Origin of the sequence: Bradyrhizobium sp. A5, from assembly GCF_042076515.1 — a bacterium.
GTDB classification, from domain to species: Bacteria; Pseudomonadota; Alphaproteobacteria; order Rhizobiales; family Xanthobacteraceae; genus Bradyrhizobium; species Bradyrhizobium cosmicum.
This window is the reverse complement of record NZ_CP148990.1, coordinates 317,866-335,180: the sequence shown is the minus strand read 5'-3', so window position 1 is coordinate 335,180 and position 17,315 is coordinate 317,866. Positions and strand designations below refer to the sequence as shown.

The window sequence follows — 17,315 nt, the reverse complement described above, 5'->3', positions numbered from 1 at the left end:
TTTCTCCACGCGTACTGCGGTACGATGGATTCCGGGCTCGCGCTACGCGCGCCCCGGAATGACGGTATCCGTCACAACCCCATCTGCCGTGACGCCAGATCTTTCATGATCTCCTCGGTGCCGCCGCCGATGGCGTTGACCTTGACCTCGCGGTAGATGCGCTCGGCCTTGATGCCACGCATGAAGCCGGCGCCGCCAAAAATCTGCACTGCTTCCGAGGCGCAGAACGCCATGGTCTGCGTCGCCTGGTTCTTCATCATGCATATTTCCGCAACCGGGCTCTCACCCTGCTCCAGCCGCCAGGCCAGCATCTCCAGCATGGCCTGCGACGCGGCAACTTTCTGCGCCATGTCGACGATCTTGTGGCGGATGACCTGGTGCTGGGCGAGCGGCTTGCCGAAGGTCTTGCGCTCCCTTGCGTAGCCGATCGCCTCATCGAGGCAAACCCGCGCGAAGGCCGTGCAGCCTGCTGCCATGCCCATGCGCTCGCTGTTGAAGTTCTGCATGATGATCTTGAAGCCCTGGCCCTCTTCTCCGATCAGATTTTCGGCCGGCACGCGGCATTCGTCGAAATGCAGCGTCGCGGTGTCGGAGGCCCACCAGCCCATCTTCTTCAGCTTGATGCGCGACAGGCCGGGGGTGTCGCCCTCGATCAGGAGCAGGCTGACGCCGCCGGCGCCCTCGCCGCCAGTGCGCACCGCAACGGTCAGATAATCGGCGCGGATGCCCGAGGTGATGAAGGTCTTTTCCCCGCTCACGACGTAGTGATTGCCGTCACGCCGCGCCTTGGTACGGAGGCCCGCGACATCAGAACCGCCGCCCGGCTCGGTGATCGCGAGCGCGGAGATCTTCTCGCCGGCGAGCACCTGCGGCAGCACACGTGCCTTGACCTCGGGGCGCGCCGCACGCGCGATCGGCGGCGAGCCGATGGTGTGGCTCATCAGGCTGGCGCTGATGCCGCCGGCGCCCGCCCGCGCCAGCTCCTGGCTCGCCACGATCTTCATGAACTGGTCGGCGGCGATCCCGCCATATTCCTCAGGGAATCCCAGCCCCAACAGCCCGATCTCGGCCGCCTTGCGATAGAGCACGCGGGGGAATTCCCCGGCCTCGTCCCATTCATGGGCGAACGGCGCGATCTCCTTGTCGACGAAGCGCCGCATCACGTCGCGGAAGGCATCGTGCTCGGCGGTATAGAACGGGCTCTTCATCGCGCTCGCCTCGCTGGCGGATTCGTCCCGTCCACAATGGCCGGAACGATAGCGGTTCACTTGCGCCGAGTGGCTGGCCACAGAGCCGTTTGGAGACTGACTATCGCACTAGCAACTCAACGCAAGACGATTTTCGTCCCCCGCAGGCCAACTCCAGATCAAAGAACAAGTCAAAAAGAAGTGCTGCACAAAACTCCGGCTGGCCCCCCAGGGCCATGCCGGGCATGGTGCATGACAATAAAAATGCAGGCGGCACCAGACCGCCGAGGGAGGAATTTGTGGCCGTTCGTTACTACGACTGGATCGCTCATCATGGCCGCCGCACACCCAACAAGGTCGCGGTCATCGACCTCGCCAGCGAGCGCCGCTTCACCTATTCGCAGTTCGATGCGCGTATCGCGCGCCTGGCCGGCTTCCTCCGCGACACGCTGAAGGTCTCGCGTGGCGACCGCGTTGCGGTGCTGGCGCTCAACACGACCGATACGCTGGAAGTGCAGTTCGCATGCGGGCGGCTGGGCGCGATCTTCGTACCGCTGAACACCCGCCTCACCGTTCCCGAGCTTCAGTTCATCACTGGCGATTGCGCGCCGAAGGTGATGATCCACGATACTGATCTGGCCGAAACCGCGCTCGCCGTCGCGAAGCTCTGCAACGTCGCAACGAGCCTGCTGCTCGGCCCCGGCGGCACCTATGAGGCCGGCATCGCCGCCGCCAAGCCTCTCGACCGTGCCGAAGAGGTCACGCTCGATGACGTCTCGACCATCATGTACACGTCGGGCACCACGGGACATCCGAAGGGCGCGACCATTACCCATGGCATGACCTTCTGGAATTGCGTCAATCTCGGCGGCCCCGCCTGCATCGGGCCGGCCTCGGTGCTGCTTACCGTGCTGCCGCTGTTCCACACCGGCGGGCTGAATTGCTACACCAATCCGGTGCTGCATGCCGGCGGCACCGTGCAAATCATGCGTGCCTTCGATCCCGGTGTCGCGCTCGGCCTGATCGACGATCCCGCGCAGGGCATCAACGTGTTCTTCGGCGTGCCGGCGATCTACCAGTTCATGGCACAGCATCCGGCCTTCGCGACCACCAATCTTGGCCGGCTGATCGTCGGCGGTGTCGGCGGCGCGCCGATGCCGGTGCCGCTGCTGAAAGTCTGGGAGGCTCGCGGCGTCGCGCTTCAGCAAGGCTACGGCATGACCGAGACGTCGCCCGCCGTGCTGGTACTCGACCGCGAGGACGCGGCGCGAAAAGCCGGCTCCGCCGGCAAGCCGGTGCTTCACACGGAGGTGCGGATCGTCCGCCCCGACGGCAGCGATGCCGATGTCGGCGAACTCGGCGAGCTCCGGGTTCGGGGGCCGAACATCACGCCCGGCTACTGGAACAGGCCGGAAGCGAACAAGACGTCCTTCACCGACGGCTGGCTGCACACCGGCGACGCGACGCGCATCGACGACGAAGGCTTCTACTACATCGTCGACCGCTGGAAGGACATGTACATCTCCGGTGGAGAAAACGTCTATCCGGCGGAGGTCGAGAACGTCCTGCACCAGCTCAATGCGATCGCGGAAGCGGCCGTGATCGGCATTCCCGACGCGCAATGGGGCGAGGTGGGTCTCGCCATCGTCGCGGTCAAGCCCGGCCAGCGGCTGACCGAGGCCGATGTCTTCGCGCACTGCGCGGCGAATCTGGCGCGGTTCAAATGTCCGCGCCAGGTCCGCTTCGTCGATGCGCTGCCGCGCAACGCGACCGGCAAGATCCACAAGCCGACCTTGCGCAAGGACTTTTCCGTCGCCTCGGAAGTCGACAGGAAGGTCGCCAGCGCCTGATCAAAGCGCCCGTTTCGGGCGCTTTTCTTTTCGAGACGTGCCTGCCCAACCAGAAGAAGCCTCAAAGAAAACCCCAAGGAATTTTCATGAACAAGAAACTCTCCCTGCTCGCCGCGGCAACCGCGCTGACGTTGCTCACGACCCAGGGCGCTTACGCGCAGAAGAAATACGACACGGGTGCCAGCGACGCCGAGATCAAGATCGGCAATGTCGAGGCCTATTCCGGCCCCGCTTCCGCCTACGGCATCATCGGCAAGACTGAAGACGCCTATTTCAAGATGATCAATGACCAGGGCGGCATCAACGGCCGCAAGATCAATTTCATCTCCTACGACGACGGCTACTCGCCGCCGAAGACGGTGGAGCAGGTCCGCAAGCTGATCGAGAGCGACGAAGTCTTTCTCGTCTTCAACGCGCTGGGCACACCGACCCAGACCGCCGTGCAAAAATATCACAACGCCAAGAAGGTTCCGCAGCTCTTCCTCGCCACCGGCGCCAGCAAGTGGAACGATCCGAAGGCCTTCCCGTGGACCATGGGCTTCCAGCCCAGCTACCGGGTCGAGGCGCGAATCTTCGCGAAGTACATCATGAAGGCAAAGCCCGATGCCAAGGTCGCGATCTTCTATGCCAATGATGATTTCGGCAAGGATTACGTCGCCGGCATCAAGGAGATCTTCGGCGAGAAGGCGTCCTCGCTGATCGTCGCCGAAGAGAGCTATGAGACCACCGAGCCCTCGATCGATTCCCACATCGTCAAGCTGAAGGGCACCGGCGCCAACGTCTTCGTCAACATCGCGACGCCGAAATTCGCGGCGCAGGCGATCAAGAAGATCGCCGAACTCGAGTGGAAGCCGATGCACGTGATGACGGACGTCTCGATCTCGATCGGCGCGGTGATGCAGCCGGCCGGCCTGCAGGCCTCCGAGGGCGTGCTGTCGGCGGGCTACCTGAAGGACGCCGCCGACCCGCAATGGAAGGACGACGAAGGCATGAAGAAGTTCCTGGCCTTCGTGAACAAGTACATGCCAGGCGCCGATATCACCGACACCAACCTGGTCTACGGCTATGCCGCGGCGCAGACTCTGGTGCAGACGTTGAAGCAGTGCGGCGACGATCTGACCCGGGAGAACGTGATGAAGCAGGCTGCGAGCCTTAAGGATTTCGCACCCGACACGCTGATACCCGGCATCAAGATCAACACCGGCTCCGGCGACTTCGCCCCGATCGAGCAGCTCAAGATGATGCAGTTCAAGGGCGGCAAGTGGGACCTGTTCGGCGACATCATCAGCGCCGAAACGGGCGGCTAGAGCGTTTCATTTTTTGATAGAAGCGTATCCGGCATTAACGAAGTAGTTGCTGCATTCGCTGGGCAGAACGCTTCTGACGAGGTTGCCGATGTGGTCGCAGGCGTCGTCGATCGTGCGCTTCTGTGCGATGCGCATCCAGTGCTTGATCTTGGCGAAGACTTGCTCGATCGGGTTGAGGTCGGGTGAGTACGGCGGCAGGTACCACAGTCTTGCGCCGGCTTTCCGGATCATCTGCCGGACGGTCGGGGACTTGTGGCTACCGAGATTATCCATGACGACGATGTCGCCCGGTTTGAGCACTTTGACGAGTTGCTGTTCGACATAGGCGCGGAAGCTTTCGCCGTTGATCGGTCCGTCGAACACGCAAGGCGCAGTGAGCTGGTCAGAGCGTAGGGCACCGAGGAAGGTCAGGGTTCGCCAGTGACCGTGCGGCGCAAAGCCGCGCAACCGCTCGCCCTTGGATCCCCAGCCGCGCAACGGGGCCATGTTGGTCTTGATCCAGGTCTCGTCGATGAACACCAGGCGGCTTGGATCGAGGCGATCCTGCAAGCTGCGCCAGCGCTGCCGCCGCCGCGCGACGTCGGCGCGACCCTGCTCAAGGGCGAACAGTGTTTTTTTTGAAGCTGAGACCTTCGCGTCGCAGGAAGGTCCATACCGCATGGTGTGAGACTTTCACGCCTCGCGCGGCAAGCTCGTCCTTCAGCCCGTGCAGCGTTAGATGTGGCGTCTGCCTGATCCGCTCCACGATGAACGCTCGATGCGGCCCCAGAACCGGCTTACGGTGACCGCCCATCTTGCCCGGCGCCACCGAACCCGTCGCGCGATAGCGCTGCCTCCACTTCACGACGGACGACACTGCAACATCGAACCGGGCCGCCACAGCATGGCAACTCTCGCCGGATTCCACCGCCTTCACGGCTCGTTCACGAAGATCATTCGAAAGAGGTCGGACCATCTGATGCTGGCCTCCGATCCAGCCAGCATCTTGAATCACAAACCGCCGCCCGACGGAATCCCTCCCGATTCAATCAATCGATGAACCGCTCTAGTTCGCTAGCGGCCAGGCCTGCCTCAACGAAATAGCGGCCGCAGGGCCGCTATTTTTTTCGCTCGCACAGTCCAGGCGGATCTATGCCGGAAGAAACAGCGCAAACGATTCGTCGACTGTGCGGCGCAGATGTTTACGGTACAATTCATGGTTGGGGTTGTCGGGCGCGACCCGGCCAAGGGATGGTTGCGGAATATTCCGGAGCGGTACATAGGCGATCGGCGCTGCAATCGGCGTCAGTTGTGAGCCGGGGCCGGCACGGAGAGTCGAGATGATGCCGTACATTTCGCCGGCTACCGTCGGCCGCGACACCGTGATCACGCGATGCTGGCCGTGCTTGATGATGACAAGATAGATGAAGCCGGACTGATGCGGCACGGCGACCTCGCCGGTGTGCTCATAGGCCGCATCGGTCCGCTCGCCCTCGCGGAACACCAGTGCAGAGACCTTCGGTTCCCAGAAGATTTCGGTGCGATAGGCGAAGATCGCGTCCTTGTCGCCGAACGACGGCCGCAACGTGATGTAGACGTCCTCGAGCCAGGTCACGGCGCGATGCGCATAGGAACCGAGGCTGTCGGGCGCGACATCGTTTGCGGCCGGAAGCGTCACCACGACGGCGCTTTTTCGCAAGGACACGCCGAGTGCCTGCTCCAGCCGCACGGTCGTCGCCAGCGTGAAAGGCCGGCGGCCGCCAAGCACCTTCTCCAGCGTCGACAGGCTGAGCTTGGCCTGCTCGGCCAGCGCCTGCCGGGAGATCCGGCGCCGGGCGAGCTCCTCGCGAATGGTCTCCGCGATCTCGCGGCACTGCTCGTCCGAAAGCTGCTTGTCGGTGAATTTATCCTGCGTCTGCATCTTGGCCCTGCCTTGGAAGCACCATTCTAGCAGGGCGGACAGACCGGCACAAAACCGCACATGGCCGCCTCGGCGCGGGCCCACCCGGGCCGCCCGCGGCGGAACATTGCCGATCGTTCTGCTCGCGAAGTCTCCCCTCCCGGCGGAAGCTGACCCCACCACACATCCTTTGGGAGCAGGTCAAATGGACACCTACGACGCAGCCGACCGCGACGAACATCCCATGCTGGGCCGGCTGATCAAGCTCGGATTGTTTCTTCTCGTGCAAGGCATCGCCGTGATGCTGGTCGCCTTCGTCGCGCTGCTGGTGAGCTTCGAGCCGGGCTGGTCGGCGACGACGGAGCAGGCCAGCCTGCTCCAGCCCAACGATGCCAGATCCGGATCCCTGCTGCTGAAGGAAGACGGCGCCTACATCGAAGCGATCCGCCTCGGCGTCGACGTCGACATCACGGTATCAGGCCCGACCCTGCGTGCCCGCGTCACCCAGATCTTCCGCAACCCGACCAAGGATTGGGTCGAGGCGACCTATGTTTATCCGCTCGCAGCCAACGGCGCCGTCGACACGCTGAAGATGGTGGTCGGCGATCGCGTCATCGTCGGCGACATCAAGGAGCGGCAGCAAGCCCGCGTGATCTACGAGCAGGCGCGCCGTGCCGGCCAGAAGGCGGCGCTCACCGAGCAGGAGCGTCCGAACATCTTCACCAATTCGGTCGCCAATATCGGCCCCGGCGAGACCGTGCTGGTGCAGATCGAATACCAGGAGCCTGTGCATCAGAGCGGCAACGAATATTCGCTGCGCCTGCCGCTGGTGGTCGGGCCGCGCTACAATCCTGCCCCGATCGTGCAGAGCGTCGATTTCCGCCAGGATGGCTCCGGCTGGGGCGCAACCAATTCGGATCCCGTGCCGGACCGCGACCGCATCTCGCCGCCGGTGCTGGATCCCGCGAAGAATGCGCCAGTCAATCCAACCAGCATCACGGTCCATCTGAAGGCCGGCTTTGCCCTGGGCGAGGTCAAGAGCCACCACCACAACGTCAAGGTCGAGAGCCCGGACAACACGACGCGAATCGTCACGCTCGCCGATGGCGCCGTGCCCGCCGACCGCGATTTCGAGCTGACCTGGAAGCCGGCCGCCGCGAAGGCGCCGTCGGTCGGCCTGTTCCGCGAGCGTGTCGGCGATGCCGACTATCTGCTCGCCTTCGTTACCCCGCCCAGCGCCGAGCAGGCGACGCAGAAGCCGCTGCCGCGCGAGGTCGTGTTCGTGATCGACAATTCCGGTTCGATGGGCGGCACGTCGATCGTGCAGGCCAAGGCCAGCCTGACTTACGCTCTCTCCCGGCTCCAGCCCAATGACCGCTTCAACGTCATCCGCTTCGACGACACGATGGACATGCTGTTCCCGACCTCCGTGCCGGCCGACGCCGCGCATGTCGACGAAGCCACCGCGTTCGTCAGCGCCCTGCAGGCGCGCGGCGGCACCGAGATGGTGCCGGCGATGCGCGCCGCACTGACCGACAAGCTCGGCGACACCAACACCGTTCGCCAGGTCGTGTTCCTGACCGACGGCGCGATCGGCAACGAACAGCAATTGTTCGAAGCGATCACGGCGATGCGCGGCCGCTCGCGCGTGTTCATGGTCGGCATCGGGTCCGCGCCCAACACCTATCTGATGACGCGCGCCTCCGAGCTCGGCCGTGGCGCCTTCACTCATATCGGTTCCGTCGAGCAGGTCGAGGAACGCATGCGCGGCCTGTTCGCCAAGCTGGAGAACCCGGCGGTGACCGGCCTCAGCGCGACGTTTTCCGAAGCCAAGGCCGACGTAACGCCGGGGATCATTCCCGACGTCTATCGCGACGAGCCGCTGGTGCTTGCGGCCAAGCTCGACAAGCTCGCCGGCTCGCTCGAGATCAGGGGCCGTGTCGGCGACCGTCCATGGTCGGTGACGCTGCCTCTGCAAGACGCGGCCGAGGGCAAGGGCCTGTCGAAGCTCTGGGCCAAGCGCAAGATCGGCGATGCCGAAGTGGCCCGCTCCCTGCGCGAGATGACGCCAGACGACTCCGACAAGGCGATCCTGGCGCTCGCGCTCGACCATCAGATCGTCACGCGGCTCACCAGCCTCGTCGCGGTCGACAAGACACCGAGCCGCCCCGAAGGCGCGCCGCTCAAGCTCAGCGAATTGCCAATCAACCTGCCGGCCGGCTGGGATTTCGAGAAGGTCTTTGGCGAACGGCCGCATTTGACGCCGACACAGTTGCGCGAGCGCCATGCCGACGCAGGCAACGAGCCGACGGCTCGACGGCCGGCACCCGCCGCACCCGATGCGATCCGCCTGCCCAAGACCGCAACTTCGGCCGAGCTGAAGATGATCGCAGGCCTGATCCTGATCGTGCTCGCCCTGATGCTGTTCGTGTTCAACCAGCGTCAGCCCTTGCTCGCTGACGCTGCTTGAGAGAGGAGCCCCCCGAACTCCTCTGCTTGGCGCGCGCGGCTGCCCGTCCCGCACCAACGGCCGCGCGCGCCCTTTTCTTGATGTCATTGCGAGCAGCGACGAATGTGGAAACAATGCCCCGCCTCATCTCCCCTCTGGCTCTGGCGCTCGTCGGCCTCATCCTGTTCGGCGACGGCGCCTACATTCATGCCAAGGCATGGCTCGCTCAGGTGCTACTCGAGCGCGCGTTCGACAGGAGCATTGCGACCGGCGAGGCGGTCAAGCCATGGTCGTGGGCCGACACCTGGCCGGTCGCGCGGATCGAGGTGAAGCGGATCGGCGCCAGCGCCATCGTGCTGGAAGGCACCAGCGGCCAGGCGCTCGCCTTCGGGCCTGGCCATCTCCACCGAACGGTTGATGCCGGAGGGCGCGGCGTTGCTGTATACGCTGCGCATCGCGACACTCATTTCCGTTTCTTGCGGAATGTTGCCATTGGTGACGTGATCGATGTCACACGCAGTGACGGCAAGCACTTTCGTTACCGGGCGGACTCCTCCGCAGTGGTTCGCTTCGATGAGTCTCTTATCGATCCCGCAACGCAGGCTGTCGAACTCGTGCTCGCGACCTGTTGGCCGTTCGACGCCATCACGCCCGGCCCCGAGCGTTACATTCTGCACGCGACCTTGATCGGAATCGGTGAATAGCAGTTCGCGATGGACCCTTCCGGGATCGGCAGAAGCCGCGCCGAACGGCCGGCGAACCGCCTGGCGACACCGCTGAACTGGCGTCATCGCCCGGAGACCTATGTGGATGGACGATTGATATTTTGACGCTACAATTTTCAGGACCACCAGTAATGGACGAGGAGCACAGGCAGCGCCTGGAGCAGCTCGAAAATCGCGTCGCGCTGCTGGAAAGAAATATGGACCTCGTTTCCGCCGGGCAAAGACGCTCATCCCTTCGCAGCCTGTGGCGACGCCCGCCGCTATGGACTTTCGAGCAGTATCAGCCGCGTCTGCTCAACCTGAACGCCTTCAGGCCTGCGCCTGCGATTCCCACCGATGCACCGCGAATCGCGATGGTCACGCCGAGCTATAATCATGCGCAATATCTCGGCGCCACGATCGCGAGCGTCACGAGCCAGGGCTATGCGAACCTGCACTATCACGTTCAGGACGGCGCCTCGATCGACGGGACGCTCGATCTCCTGAAGAGCCTCGGCGGAGGTTTCAGCTGGAAGAGCGAGCCGGACGCGGGACAGTCGAGCGCCATCAATCTCGGCTTCGCCGGCGTCGACTGCGAGATCATGGCCTACCTCAACAGCGACGACATGCTGCTGCCCGGAACGCTCGCCTATGTCGCCAACTACTTCACCTCGCACCCCGACGTCGACGTCGTCTACGGCCATCGCATCTTCATCGATCGCGATGGGCTCGAGGTCGGACGTGCCGTGCTGCCGCAGCACGACGGCGACGCGCTGCAATATGCCGACTATATTCCGCAGGAGACGATGTTCTGGCGCAAGCACGTGTGGGACAGGATCGGGCCGATCGACGAGAGCTTCCACTACGCGATGGATTGGGACTTCATCCTGAAGGCGCAAGCCGCGGGGTTCAAATTCGTGCGCCTGCCACGATTTCTCGCCTGCTTCCGCATCCACGATGCACAGAAGACGGCGTCAACCTACGCAGTCGGCGTCAGGGAGATGGGCGTCCTGCGGCGACGTGTTCTCGGCTTCGATCCGTCGCAGATGCAGATCCGGCGCGCCATCGCCCCCTATCTCACGAAGCAATTGGCGTATCATTACGCCCACAAGCTGAGCCTGCTGCGCTACTGATCAGGCGCGGATTCTGGATTGGCGCTGTTGTCCCAGAGGATGAACTCACAATCCGCTTCGACGGGCCGGCATGCCATGGTCGCAAGCGCGTGACGAAGCGTTGCAGGACGATCGAAAGTTGGCACCAGGACGGATAGCAACGGCATGATCACCATTGAGAGAACGAGCGTCGCGGCGTCCTGACACTTCGCCGGGTCGTTCGCACTTTCGCCAGAAGTCTGGTGATGCTAACCTTTGTCGCGAAGTCCGACCATTCCGCCACGCGGCATGGAGCTCGTCACGATCAATCCCGCCAGATGCCGGCGTATGGCAGCGCGCTGCAACAAAAACAATAGGTGAGGAAGCGCCATGGAAGCCCAAACGCCTGCGTCCGTCTCTCCCCGTCCATGGTCTCCCTCGCCCGACGCCAGCGACGTCGTCAAAGGCATCCACGCCATGCTGCACCCGCACAACATCGTGCTGGTGGGTGCCACCGACAAGCCCGGCAATTACGCCGAGCGCATCTGGAACAATCTGGTCAAGTACGGCTACGAGGGCGGGCTCTATCCGGTCAACGCCAAGCGGGAGACCATCTGGGGGGTGCCCTGCTTCAAGGACTTTGCGAGCCTCCCGGAAAAGCCCGACCACGTGCTGGTGCTGGTGCCGGCGCGTTCTGCGGTGCAGGTGATCCGAGATGCGGCGGCGGCCGGCGCGCGCTCGGCGACCATCGTCACCTCGGGCTTCAGCGAACTGCAGGATGAGGAAAGCCAAAAGCTTGCCGCCGAACTGCAAGCCGCGGTGCGCGAGACGGGCCTCGCGGTTACCGGCCCGAACTGCCTCGGCAATTTGAGCGCGGACGAAAAGCTCTTCACAAATATCGACGACCGCATCGTCACCATGGCGCAGGGCGCGGTGGCGATCGCCGGGCAGTCCGGCGCGATCGTCATGGCGATCCGCCAGGCGCTGGAGGATCGCGGCGTGGGCGTCGGCTACATGGTGACGACCGGCAACGAAGCAGGGCTCGAAACGCCGGACCTGATGCGCTATTTCGCCGAAGACCCGAGCATCAAGGTGATCGTGGTCTATCTCGAAGGCGTACGCAACACCCAAGCGTTTCGCGACGCCTGCAAGGCGGCCCGCGCCGCGAGCAAACCCGTGATCGCGCTCAAGCTCGGATCGTCGGAAGGCGGCCGTGCCGCGGCGATGGCGCATACCGGCGCACTCGCAGGCTCGATCGAGACCTTCGATGCCGTCGCAACGCGCGAGGGCGTGATCCGGGTCGGCGGCCTCGACGAGTTGATCGAGACAACCGAGTGCTTCGTCCATGCGGCAGCGCCCAAGGGCAGCCGGCTTGCCGCGGTCACGCTGTCCGGCGGCAAGCGCGGCATGCTGATCGACGCCTTCTATGCAGAAGGCCTGAACTTTGCGCCGCTGAGTTCCCATGTCAGCTCGGAACTGGCAAAGATGCTCGGGCCGGGCTCCATCGTCGGCAATCCGCTCGATGCCGGTTTCGCCGCAGTGGTAGATCCCTCCGTCTACATGAAATCGATCGAGCTGATGATCGATGATCCCGAGATCGACATCGTCATCATCGACGCGGAGCTGCCGAAGACGCCGCACGAGCTGCGTGAGCGCAACCTGCGCATTGTCGACGGGATGGCGAGCCGGGCCTCGAAACCCGTGATCTACGTCAGCGCGATGTCGATCGGCTTCACTGAATTCACCAAGGGTCTACGCAAATCCCTGCCTCATCTCGCCGTCATGCAGGGCATGGACCGCGCCGTGAAGGCGATCAAGTCGCTGCTCGACTATGCCAAGCTGCGCAAGGAGGTGCCCGACATCGTCTCGAGCTCCAGGCCTGCCGCGCGGGCCGTGCTGGATAAGGCGCTGAAATCGGCGAGCGGCGCCGCGCTCGACGAGGTCGCCTCGAAGAAGCTGCTGAATGCCTATGGCATTCCGATCTCGAAGGAGGCGATCGCGCAGACGGCGGCCGAGGCGGTGAAGATCGCCAAGCAGATCGGCTTTCCGGTCGTGGCAAAGGTCGTCAGCGCCGAGATCCTGCACAAATCCGATATCGGCGGCGTGGTGCTGAACCTCAACAGCGCGGCCGAGGTGAGGAAGGCATTCACCGACATCACCGCGCGCGTGGCGAAGCTGAAGGGCAAGCCGAAGCTCGACGGCATCCTGATCGCGCAGCAGGTCAAGGCCGACCTCGAGCTGGTGGTCGGCGCCTCGCTCGATGCCGAGATGGGGCCGGTGGTACTGTTCGGCACCGGCGGCATCGACATCGAGCTGATGAAGGACGTCGCGCTCGCCGGCGCGCCGCTGGACGAGGCCGAGGCACGACTCCTGATCGGCCGCACCAAGGCCGGCATCAAGATGCGCGGCTATCGGGGCAAGCCGGCCTTGCACGAGGCTTCGGCGGTCAAGGCGCTGGTCGGCCTGTCCAACCTGATCGCCGATGCCGGCGACCGGATCGCCTCGATCGACATCAACCCGTTCCTGATCAACGCCAGGACGGGCGTGGCCGTCGATGCTCTGATCGTGCTGAACAACGCTGCGGCAAAACGCGCGGCCGGGCACTGATGTCGCGTAAGGCGGGCTACGCTTCCGCCTTCGCTCGTCGAGCTACGGCGGACAAGTCGTTAACCCGCCCCCGCTAACATTGCGGCCATTCGAGCTCCTTCCAACTTGCCGGCTTTGGCCGTAAAATCGCACCTGATGGCACGCGCGAGCAATCTTGTGATCGGAACGGCGACGCTGACGGTGATCGCCGTGGCGTTCGGCGGCCTGCTCGGCGTGCAGAAATGGCGCACCGCCCAGAGCCGCAGCCAGTTGCGCGTGGTGTTCGAAGGCGGTTCCGCGAGCGGCCTGCGCCGCGGCGGCCCGGTCAATTTCGACGGCGTGCTCGCGGGCCAGATCCTGTCGATCAAGCTGGACAATCCCCGCAAGGTCGTGGCGCTGGTGATGCTCGATAACTCTGCGCCGATCCGCAAGGATACCGTGGCGGGAATCGAGTTCCAGGGTCTCACCGGCATCGCCGCGGTCTCCCTGATCGGCGGAGCGCCTTCCGCGCCGCCGGTGCCGCTGGATTCGGACGGCATTCCCGTGCTCACCGCCGATCTCAGCGACGTCGAATCCATCGTCGACACTCTGCATAGTGTCGACCGTACCATCGTCGGCAACGCGCCTGCGATCAAAGACGGCCTGCGCACGTTCGAGGGCAACACCGCCGATCTCAGGAGCAAGGGCGGCGAGATCGATTCCGTCATGGCCAAGGTCGACAACGCCTTCGCGGGATTCGACAAGGCGGTCACCAAGATCGAGAGCGTGATGCCCGGCTTCGCCGACGGCAAGGCCGACGAGCTGTTCGAGAAGATCAAAGGGCTGCACGAGCTTGCCGACACCATGAAGAAGAAATCGGCGAGCTTCCTCGAGGACACCCGCCGCTCGCTGCTCGACGTCAGCGAGGCCGCCAACAAGATGAGCGGGACGCCTTCGCCTGCCGCCGCCCCGCGCCCGCCGCGCAAGCCTCCGCAGAAGAAGCAGTAGGCTTACCACGCGTAGCGGACGATGCCCTTGCCGGCGTAGGAGCGGGTGACGTTCGAGAACTCGCCCTCGAAGGTCGCTGCCGCGGACCAGCCGTTCATCCAGCTCATCTGCACCGACGCCGTGGTCAGCGCGGAGTCGCGCGCCTGCGGGGCACCGTTCACGACGAACGCCGAGCCCGGCAAAGTCTGGAACACTGCACCAACGGTACGGTCGGGATTGTAGTCATGCGCCCAGGCGAGGCGGCCTCGCAGGGTCATCAGGCCGCCGGCCGCGGCAAAGGACCTGTCGGCGCGCAGGCCGAGCTCGGTGCGGGTGCTGGTGACATCCTTGGCAGCGTAGTTGAGCGCGAAGGTGTTGCTGCCGACCACCGCGAACTCCGAATAGCTCGGCAGGCTGAACAGGGTGGCCTGTGCCGCGGCATAGGGCGTCAGGCCGATCCATTGCGTGGCATAGCGGTAGCCGCCTTCGACACGGCCCGAGAAGGTGTTGGCGTTGAATTGCGCCCCCAGCTGATCGGTGCCCGCAGCGGTGACGATGCGGTTGGTCGTGACGTCCTGCCAGCCATAGGCCAGTGCGGCCGTAATATAGGCCGGCCCCGCCGTGTGGCGCACGAAGGCGCCGGCCTGGAACAGGTCGGAGCGGCCCCAGCCGAGGCCGTTGAAGTTGAAGCCGGTGCCGCCGCCGGCCAGCGCGAAGCCGGCGATCGTCGACGGCGAGAAGCGGTAGTCGAGGCCGACGGCAGTGCCATAGACATTGCTGCTGGTGCTGTTCGAACCGAGCACGGCGTTGCCGTTGGTGGTCTGCGAGCCACCATAGCCGGCCGCCCAGACATCCCAGCGCTGCTCGAACGTCGCAGCCGGTGCCTTGCGATAGACCGAGGCAAGGGCATCGCGCGCATCCTTGCCGCGCGCGCCCTTGCCGGTCGCGGCATAGGCATTCGCGCTCGTGTCGTCGGCGTAGGGCGTCGCACCAGGCGTGCCGCTGCGCCCAGAGCCGAACACGTCGGTCAACAGGCTGAGGAACAGGTTCATTGCGTTGAAGGTGGTCTGCTGCGAACCGGTGCCGGACTCGCCGGAGGCTTGCGTCAGGCCGTTGGGCCCGAGGCCTGCGAATCCGGCCTGCAGGAAGCCATGCGCGTTGAAGAAATTCTGAAGCGTCGTGGCAACGTTCTTCTGATTGACGTTGAGGGCGTATTTCGCCCCGTAGTCGAGTGTGAAATCGAGAAAAACCTCGCCCGATCCGACGGTAGTCGTGCCGATGAGGCCGCCAGGCGCGGCGACGCCGGCAAAATTTCCGGTGGCAGCACCAAAAAATTGCATGATCGAGTAATGCCGCATCACCGTGCTGCCGGGGTACAGCGAGACGCCGACCGTGCCATTCAGCGTGACATTGCCCGTGACGAGGGCATGACTCGTACTCGACCCGCTCCCGGCCTGAACGAGGTAGACCGCGCCAGGCTGGAGGGTGAGGTCACCTTGAACGAGCATGCCCGAACCCGGACCACCATCCCCAGGTGCATAAATGCCACTGTTGGCGATCATCGTGTTGCCGACAGTCCCGAAACCAAACAGCGCGCCGCCCGCATTGACGGTCGTCAGGCTCGATTGAGAGATGTCACCATCGACTCGCAGGATACCGCCATTCACCGTCGTCGTGCCGGTATAGAAGTTCGTGCCGGACAGGATAAGTGTTCCGCTACCGACTTTTTCAAGCGAGCCGGGGCCGGCGGGACCGCAACCACAGGGATCGAAATCGCCGATGACGCCGCTGACCTCCGTCGACAGATTGTTGCCGCCGACGACGAGCGTATTGCCGCCGCCGATGTAGTAGGTGCCGCTGCCTTCGATCGAGCCCGCGGTGATGCGGCCGTCGCTGTTCGGGCCGATGCTGCTCCCGAAATCGACGATGCCGGTGCCGGTGGTGATGAAGCGCGCGGTGCCACCGGTGGAATTGTCGAAGAACTCGGTCCTGCCGCCGTCCCTGGTCATGATCGTCGCATTGGCGGCCGTCGTGAACGCGTTGAAACTGGTGAGACCGTCGGCATCATTGGTGATCGTTGCGTTGCCAGCGGTCGCCGTGTCGGATCCGAACGGCGTGCCAAACAGGGTGGCACCGAAATCCTTGTTGACGATCGTGGCTGATCCGGCCGAGGATTGCTCAACGAAGGCAGTGCCTCCGTTATTCTGGTTGGTGATGTTGGCCGTGCCCGCGTTGGTATGACCGAAGAAGCCGGTAAAGCCGCCATCGTTGATGATCGTCGCCTTGCCGGCCGTGGCCGTGTCGGTCCCGCCGCCCAGCGAACTACCGAAGTACACCTGGCCGTTGTTGGTGATCGCGATCGAGCTGGCGGAAGTCGCGTTGAGGAACATCGCCGTGCCGGAGAAATCGTTCAGAAGCGTCGTGATGCCCGAATTGTCGGCATTGACGATACTGAAGAGGCCTTCGTTGGTAACGGCACCGACAATGCTGGCCATATGGGTCGCGTCACCAAGTTGCAGCGATCCGCAGGTGCAAACGAAGGTGCCGCCGGTATAGGTGTTGGCGCCGAGCAGCGCCAAGGTGCCAGCCCCCTGAACGTTGATCCCGTCGCTGCCGACGATGCGCGAGGCGATAATGGCCGACGGGGCGCTGGTGCCGATCACATCGTTGGTGATGAACGTGGTGCCGCCGGGAGCCAGCCTGAGGTCGCCGCCCTGGATCGTGTAGACCGAACCATCGGCGGTGAGGTCGAAACCCACGAGGCTGGTGAGCTCCACGCCACCCGGCACAACCGTCACCGTTCCGGCCGTCGCAGGCGTCGAGGGACCGCTGCTGCCGAACAGCGTGCCAGCCGACGCAGGATCATAGGCTGCGCTGATTGAGCCGAATAAATCCGTCCAGTTGGTCGTGGCGTTGTCCCAGACGCCGCCTCCGCCGTTGACGGCACCGTTCGGCGTGGTCTGCGAGCCGTTGAAGACCTGCTGGGCTCGGACAGGGCTCACCATGGCCGTCGCGCTCAAGGCGAGACCCGCCCAGAATGCCGCGCGAACTGCAGCGGCATTCCAGCGCGAGCCGCTCCGCCCGCTCCATGGTGATCGCAATTCCACCCCAACGCCCTTCGTTACCGGCGCTCTCAGCAGCACCGGCGGCAAACTAGGCGACCAGTTCTCCCCGTGAAACTACGGAATCGGCCATTGCGCTGACCGGGGCGCAACTTGCGTTGATTGAACCTGCGATGTTGCAACCGCGCCACGGTTTTGCGCGCCGATTCCCATTCCGCGCATGCGAACATGCGT

At 64.1% G+C, this 17,315-nt stretch carries 11 protein-coding genes; 7 read left to right on the top strand and 4 right to left on the bottom strand.

Features of this window, described 5'->3' with window-relative positions; translation table 11 throughout:
• Positions 1 to 71: 71 nt before the first annotated feature.
• Positions 72 to 1,208 (bottom strand): acyl-CoA dehydrogenase family protein, encoded by a 1,137-nt coding sequence (locus WHZ77_RS01530; RefSeq protein ID WP_375312077.1) that lies wholly within the window; start codon positions 1,206 to 1,208, stop codon positions 72 to 74.
• 278 nt (positions 1,209 to 1,486) lie between these two features.
• Here WHZ77_RS01530 and WHZ77_RS01525 point away from each other — a divergent pair, with 278 nt between their 5' ends.
• Together WHZ77_RS01525 and WHZ77_RS01520 are read left to right on the top strand one after the other, a co-directional pair.
• Positions 1,487 to 3,037, top strand: a complete 1,551-nt coding sequence (locus WHZ77_RS01525; protein WP_375312076.1) for a long-chain fatty acid--CoA ligase — start codon at positions 1,487 to 1,489, stop codon at positions 3,035 to 3,037.
• Positions 3,038 to 3,123: 86 nt separating this feature from the next.
• The gene (locus tag WHZ77_RS01520; protein WP_375312075.1) at positions 3,124 to 4,344 is read left to right on the top strand and encodes an ABC transporter substrate-binding protein; all 1,221 of its coding nucleotides are present in this window, start codon (positions 3,124 to 3,126) and stop codon (positions 4,342 to 4,344) included.
• A 6-nt stretch (positions 4,345 to 4,350) separates the two neighbouring features.
• Here the strand turns inward: WHZ77_RS01520 and WHZ77_RS01515 are convergent.
• Positions 4,351 to 5,299 (bottom strand): IS630 family transposase gene (locus tag WHZ77_RS01515; protein ID WP_375309229.1). Its coding sequence is split into 2 segments (ribosomal slippage): positions 4,351 to 4,962 and positions 4,964 to 5,299, totalling 948 coding nucleotides; the frame shifts between segments, so codons are not numbered across the junction.
• A gap of 174 nt (positions 5,300 to 5,473) precedes the next feature.
• Positions 5,474 to 6,244 (bottom strand): multiprotein-bridging factor 1 family protein, encoded by a 771-nt coding sequence (locus tag WHZ77_RS01510; protein WP_375312074.1) that lies wholly within the window; start codon positions 6,242 to 6,244, stop codon positions 5,474 to 5,476.
• 184 nt (positions 6,245 to 6,428) lie between these two features.
• On the opposite strand from WHZ77_RS01510, the gene WHZ77_RS01505 reads away from it, so the two are divergent.
• The 5 genes from WHZ77_RS01505 to WHZ77_RS01485 all read left to right on the top strand — a co-directional run bounded on the left by WHZ77_RS01505 (position 6,429) and on the right by WHZ77_RS01485 (position 14,040).
• The gene (locus tag WHZ77_RS01505; RefSeq protein ID WP_375312073.1) at positions 6,429 to 8,693 is read left to right on the top strand and encodes a marine proteobacterial sortase target protein; all 2,265 of its coding nucleotides are present in this window, start codon (positions 6,429 to 6,431) and stop codon (positions 8,691 to 8,693) included.
• A gap of 113 nt (positions 8,694 to 8,806) precedes the next feature.
• A complete protein-coding gene (locus WHZ77_RS01500) occupies positions 8,807 to 9,376 on the top strand; it encodes a class GN sortase (protein ID WP_375312072.1) in 570 nt (189 codons plus the stop codon).
• 152 nt (positions 9,377 to 9,528) lie between these two features.
• Positions 9,529 to 10,509, top strand: a complete 981-nt coding sequence (locus WHZ77_RS01495; RefSeq protein ID WP_375312071.1) for a glycosyltransferase family 2 protein — start codon at positions 9,529 to 9,531, stop codon at positions 10,507 to 10,509.
• A 348-nt stretch (positions 10,510 to 10,857) separates the two neighbouring features.
• Positions 10,858 to 13,074, top strand: coding sequence for an acetate--CoA ligase family protein (locus tag WHZ77_RS01490; RefSeq protein ID WP_375312070.1), 2,217 nt, complete (start codon positions 10,858 to 10,860; stop codon positions 13,072 to 13,074).
• Positions 13,075 to 13,209: 135 nt separating this feature from the next.
• Complete coding sequence (locus WHZ77_RS01485) at positions 13,210 to 14,040, top strand: MlaD family protein (protein ID WP_375312069.1); 831 nt, start codon at positions 13,210 to 13,212, stop codon at positions 14,038 to 14,040.
• A 2-nt stretch (positions 14,041 to 14,042) separates the two neighbouring features.
• Here WHZ77_RS01485 and WHZ77_RS01480 read toward each other — a convergent pair whose 3' ends face one another.
• Positions 14,043 to 17,024: an autotransporter domain-containing protein gene (locus tag WHZ77_RS01480; protein ID WP_375312068.1), complete on the bottom strand. Its 2,982-nt coding sequence runs from the start codon at positions 17,022 to 17,024 to the stop codon at positions 14,043 to 14,045.
• Positions 17,025 to 17,315 lie beyond the last annotated feature (291 nt).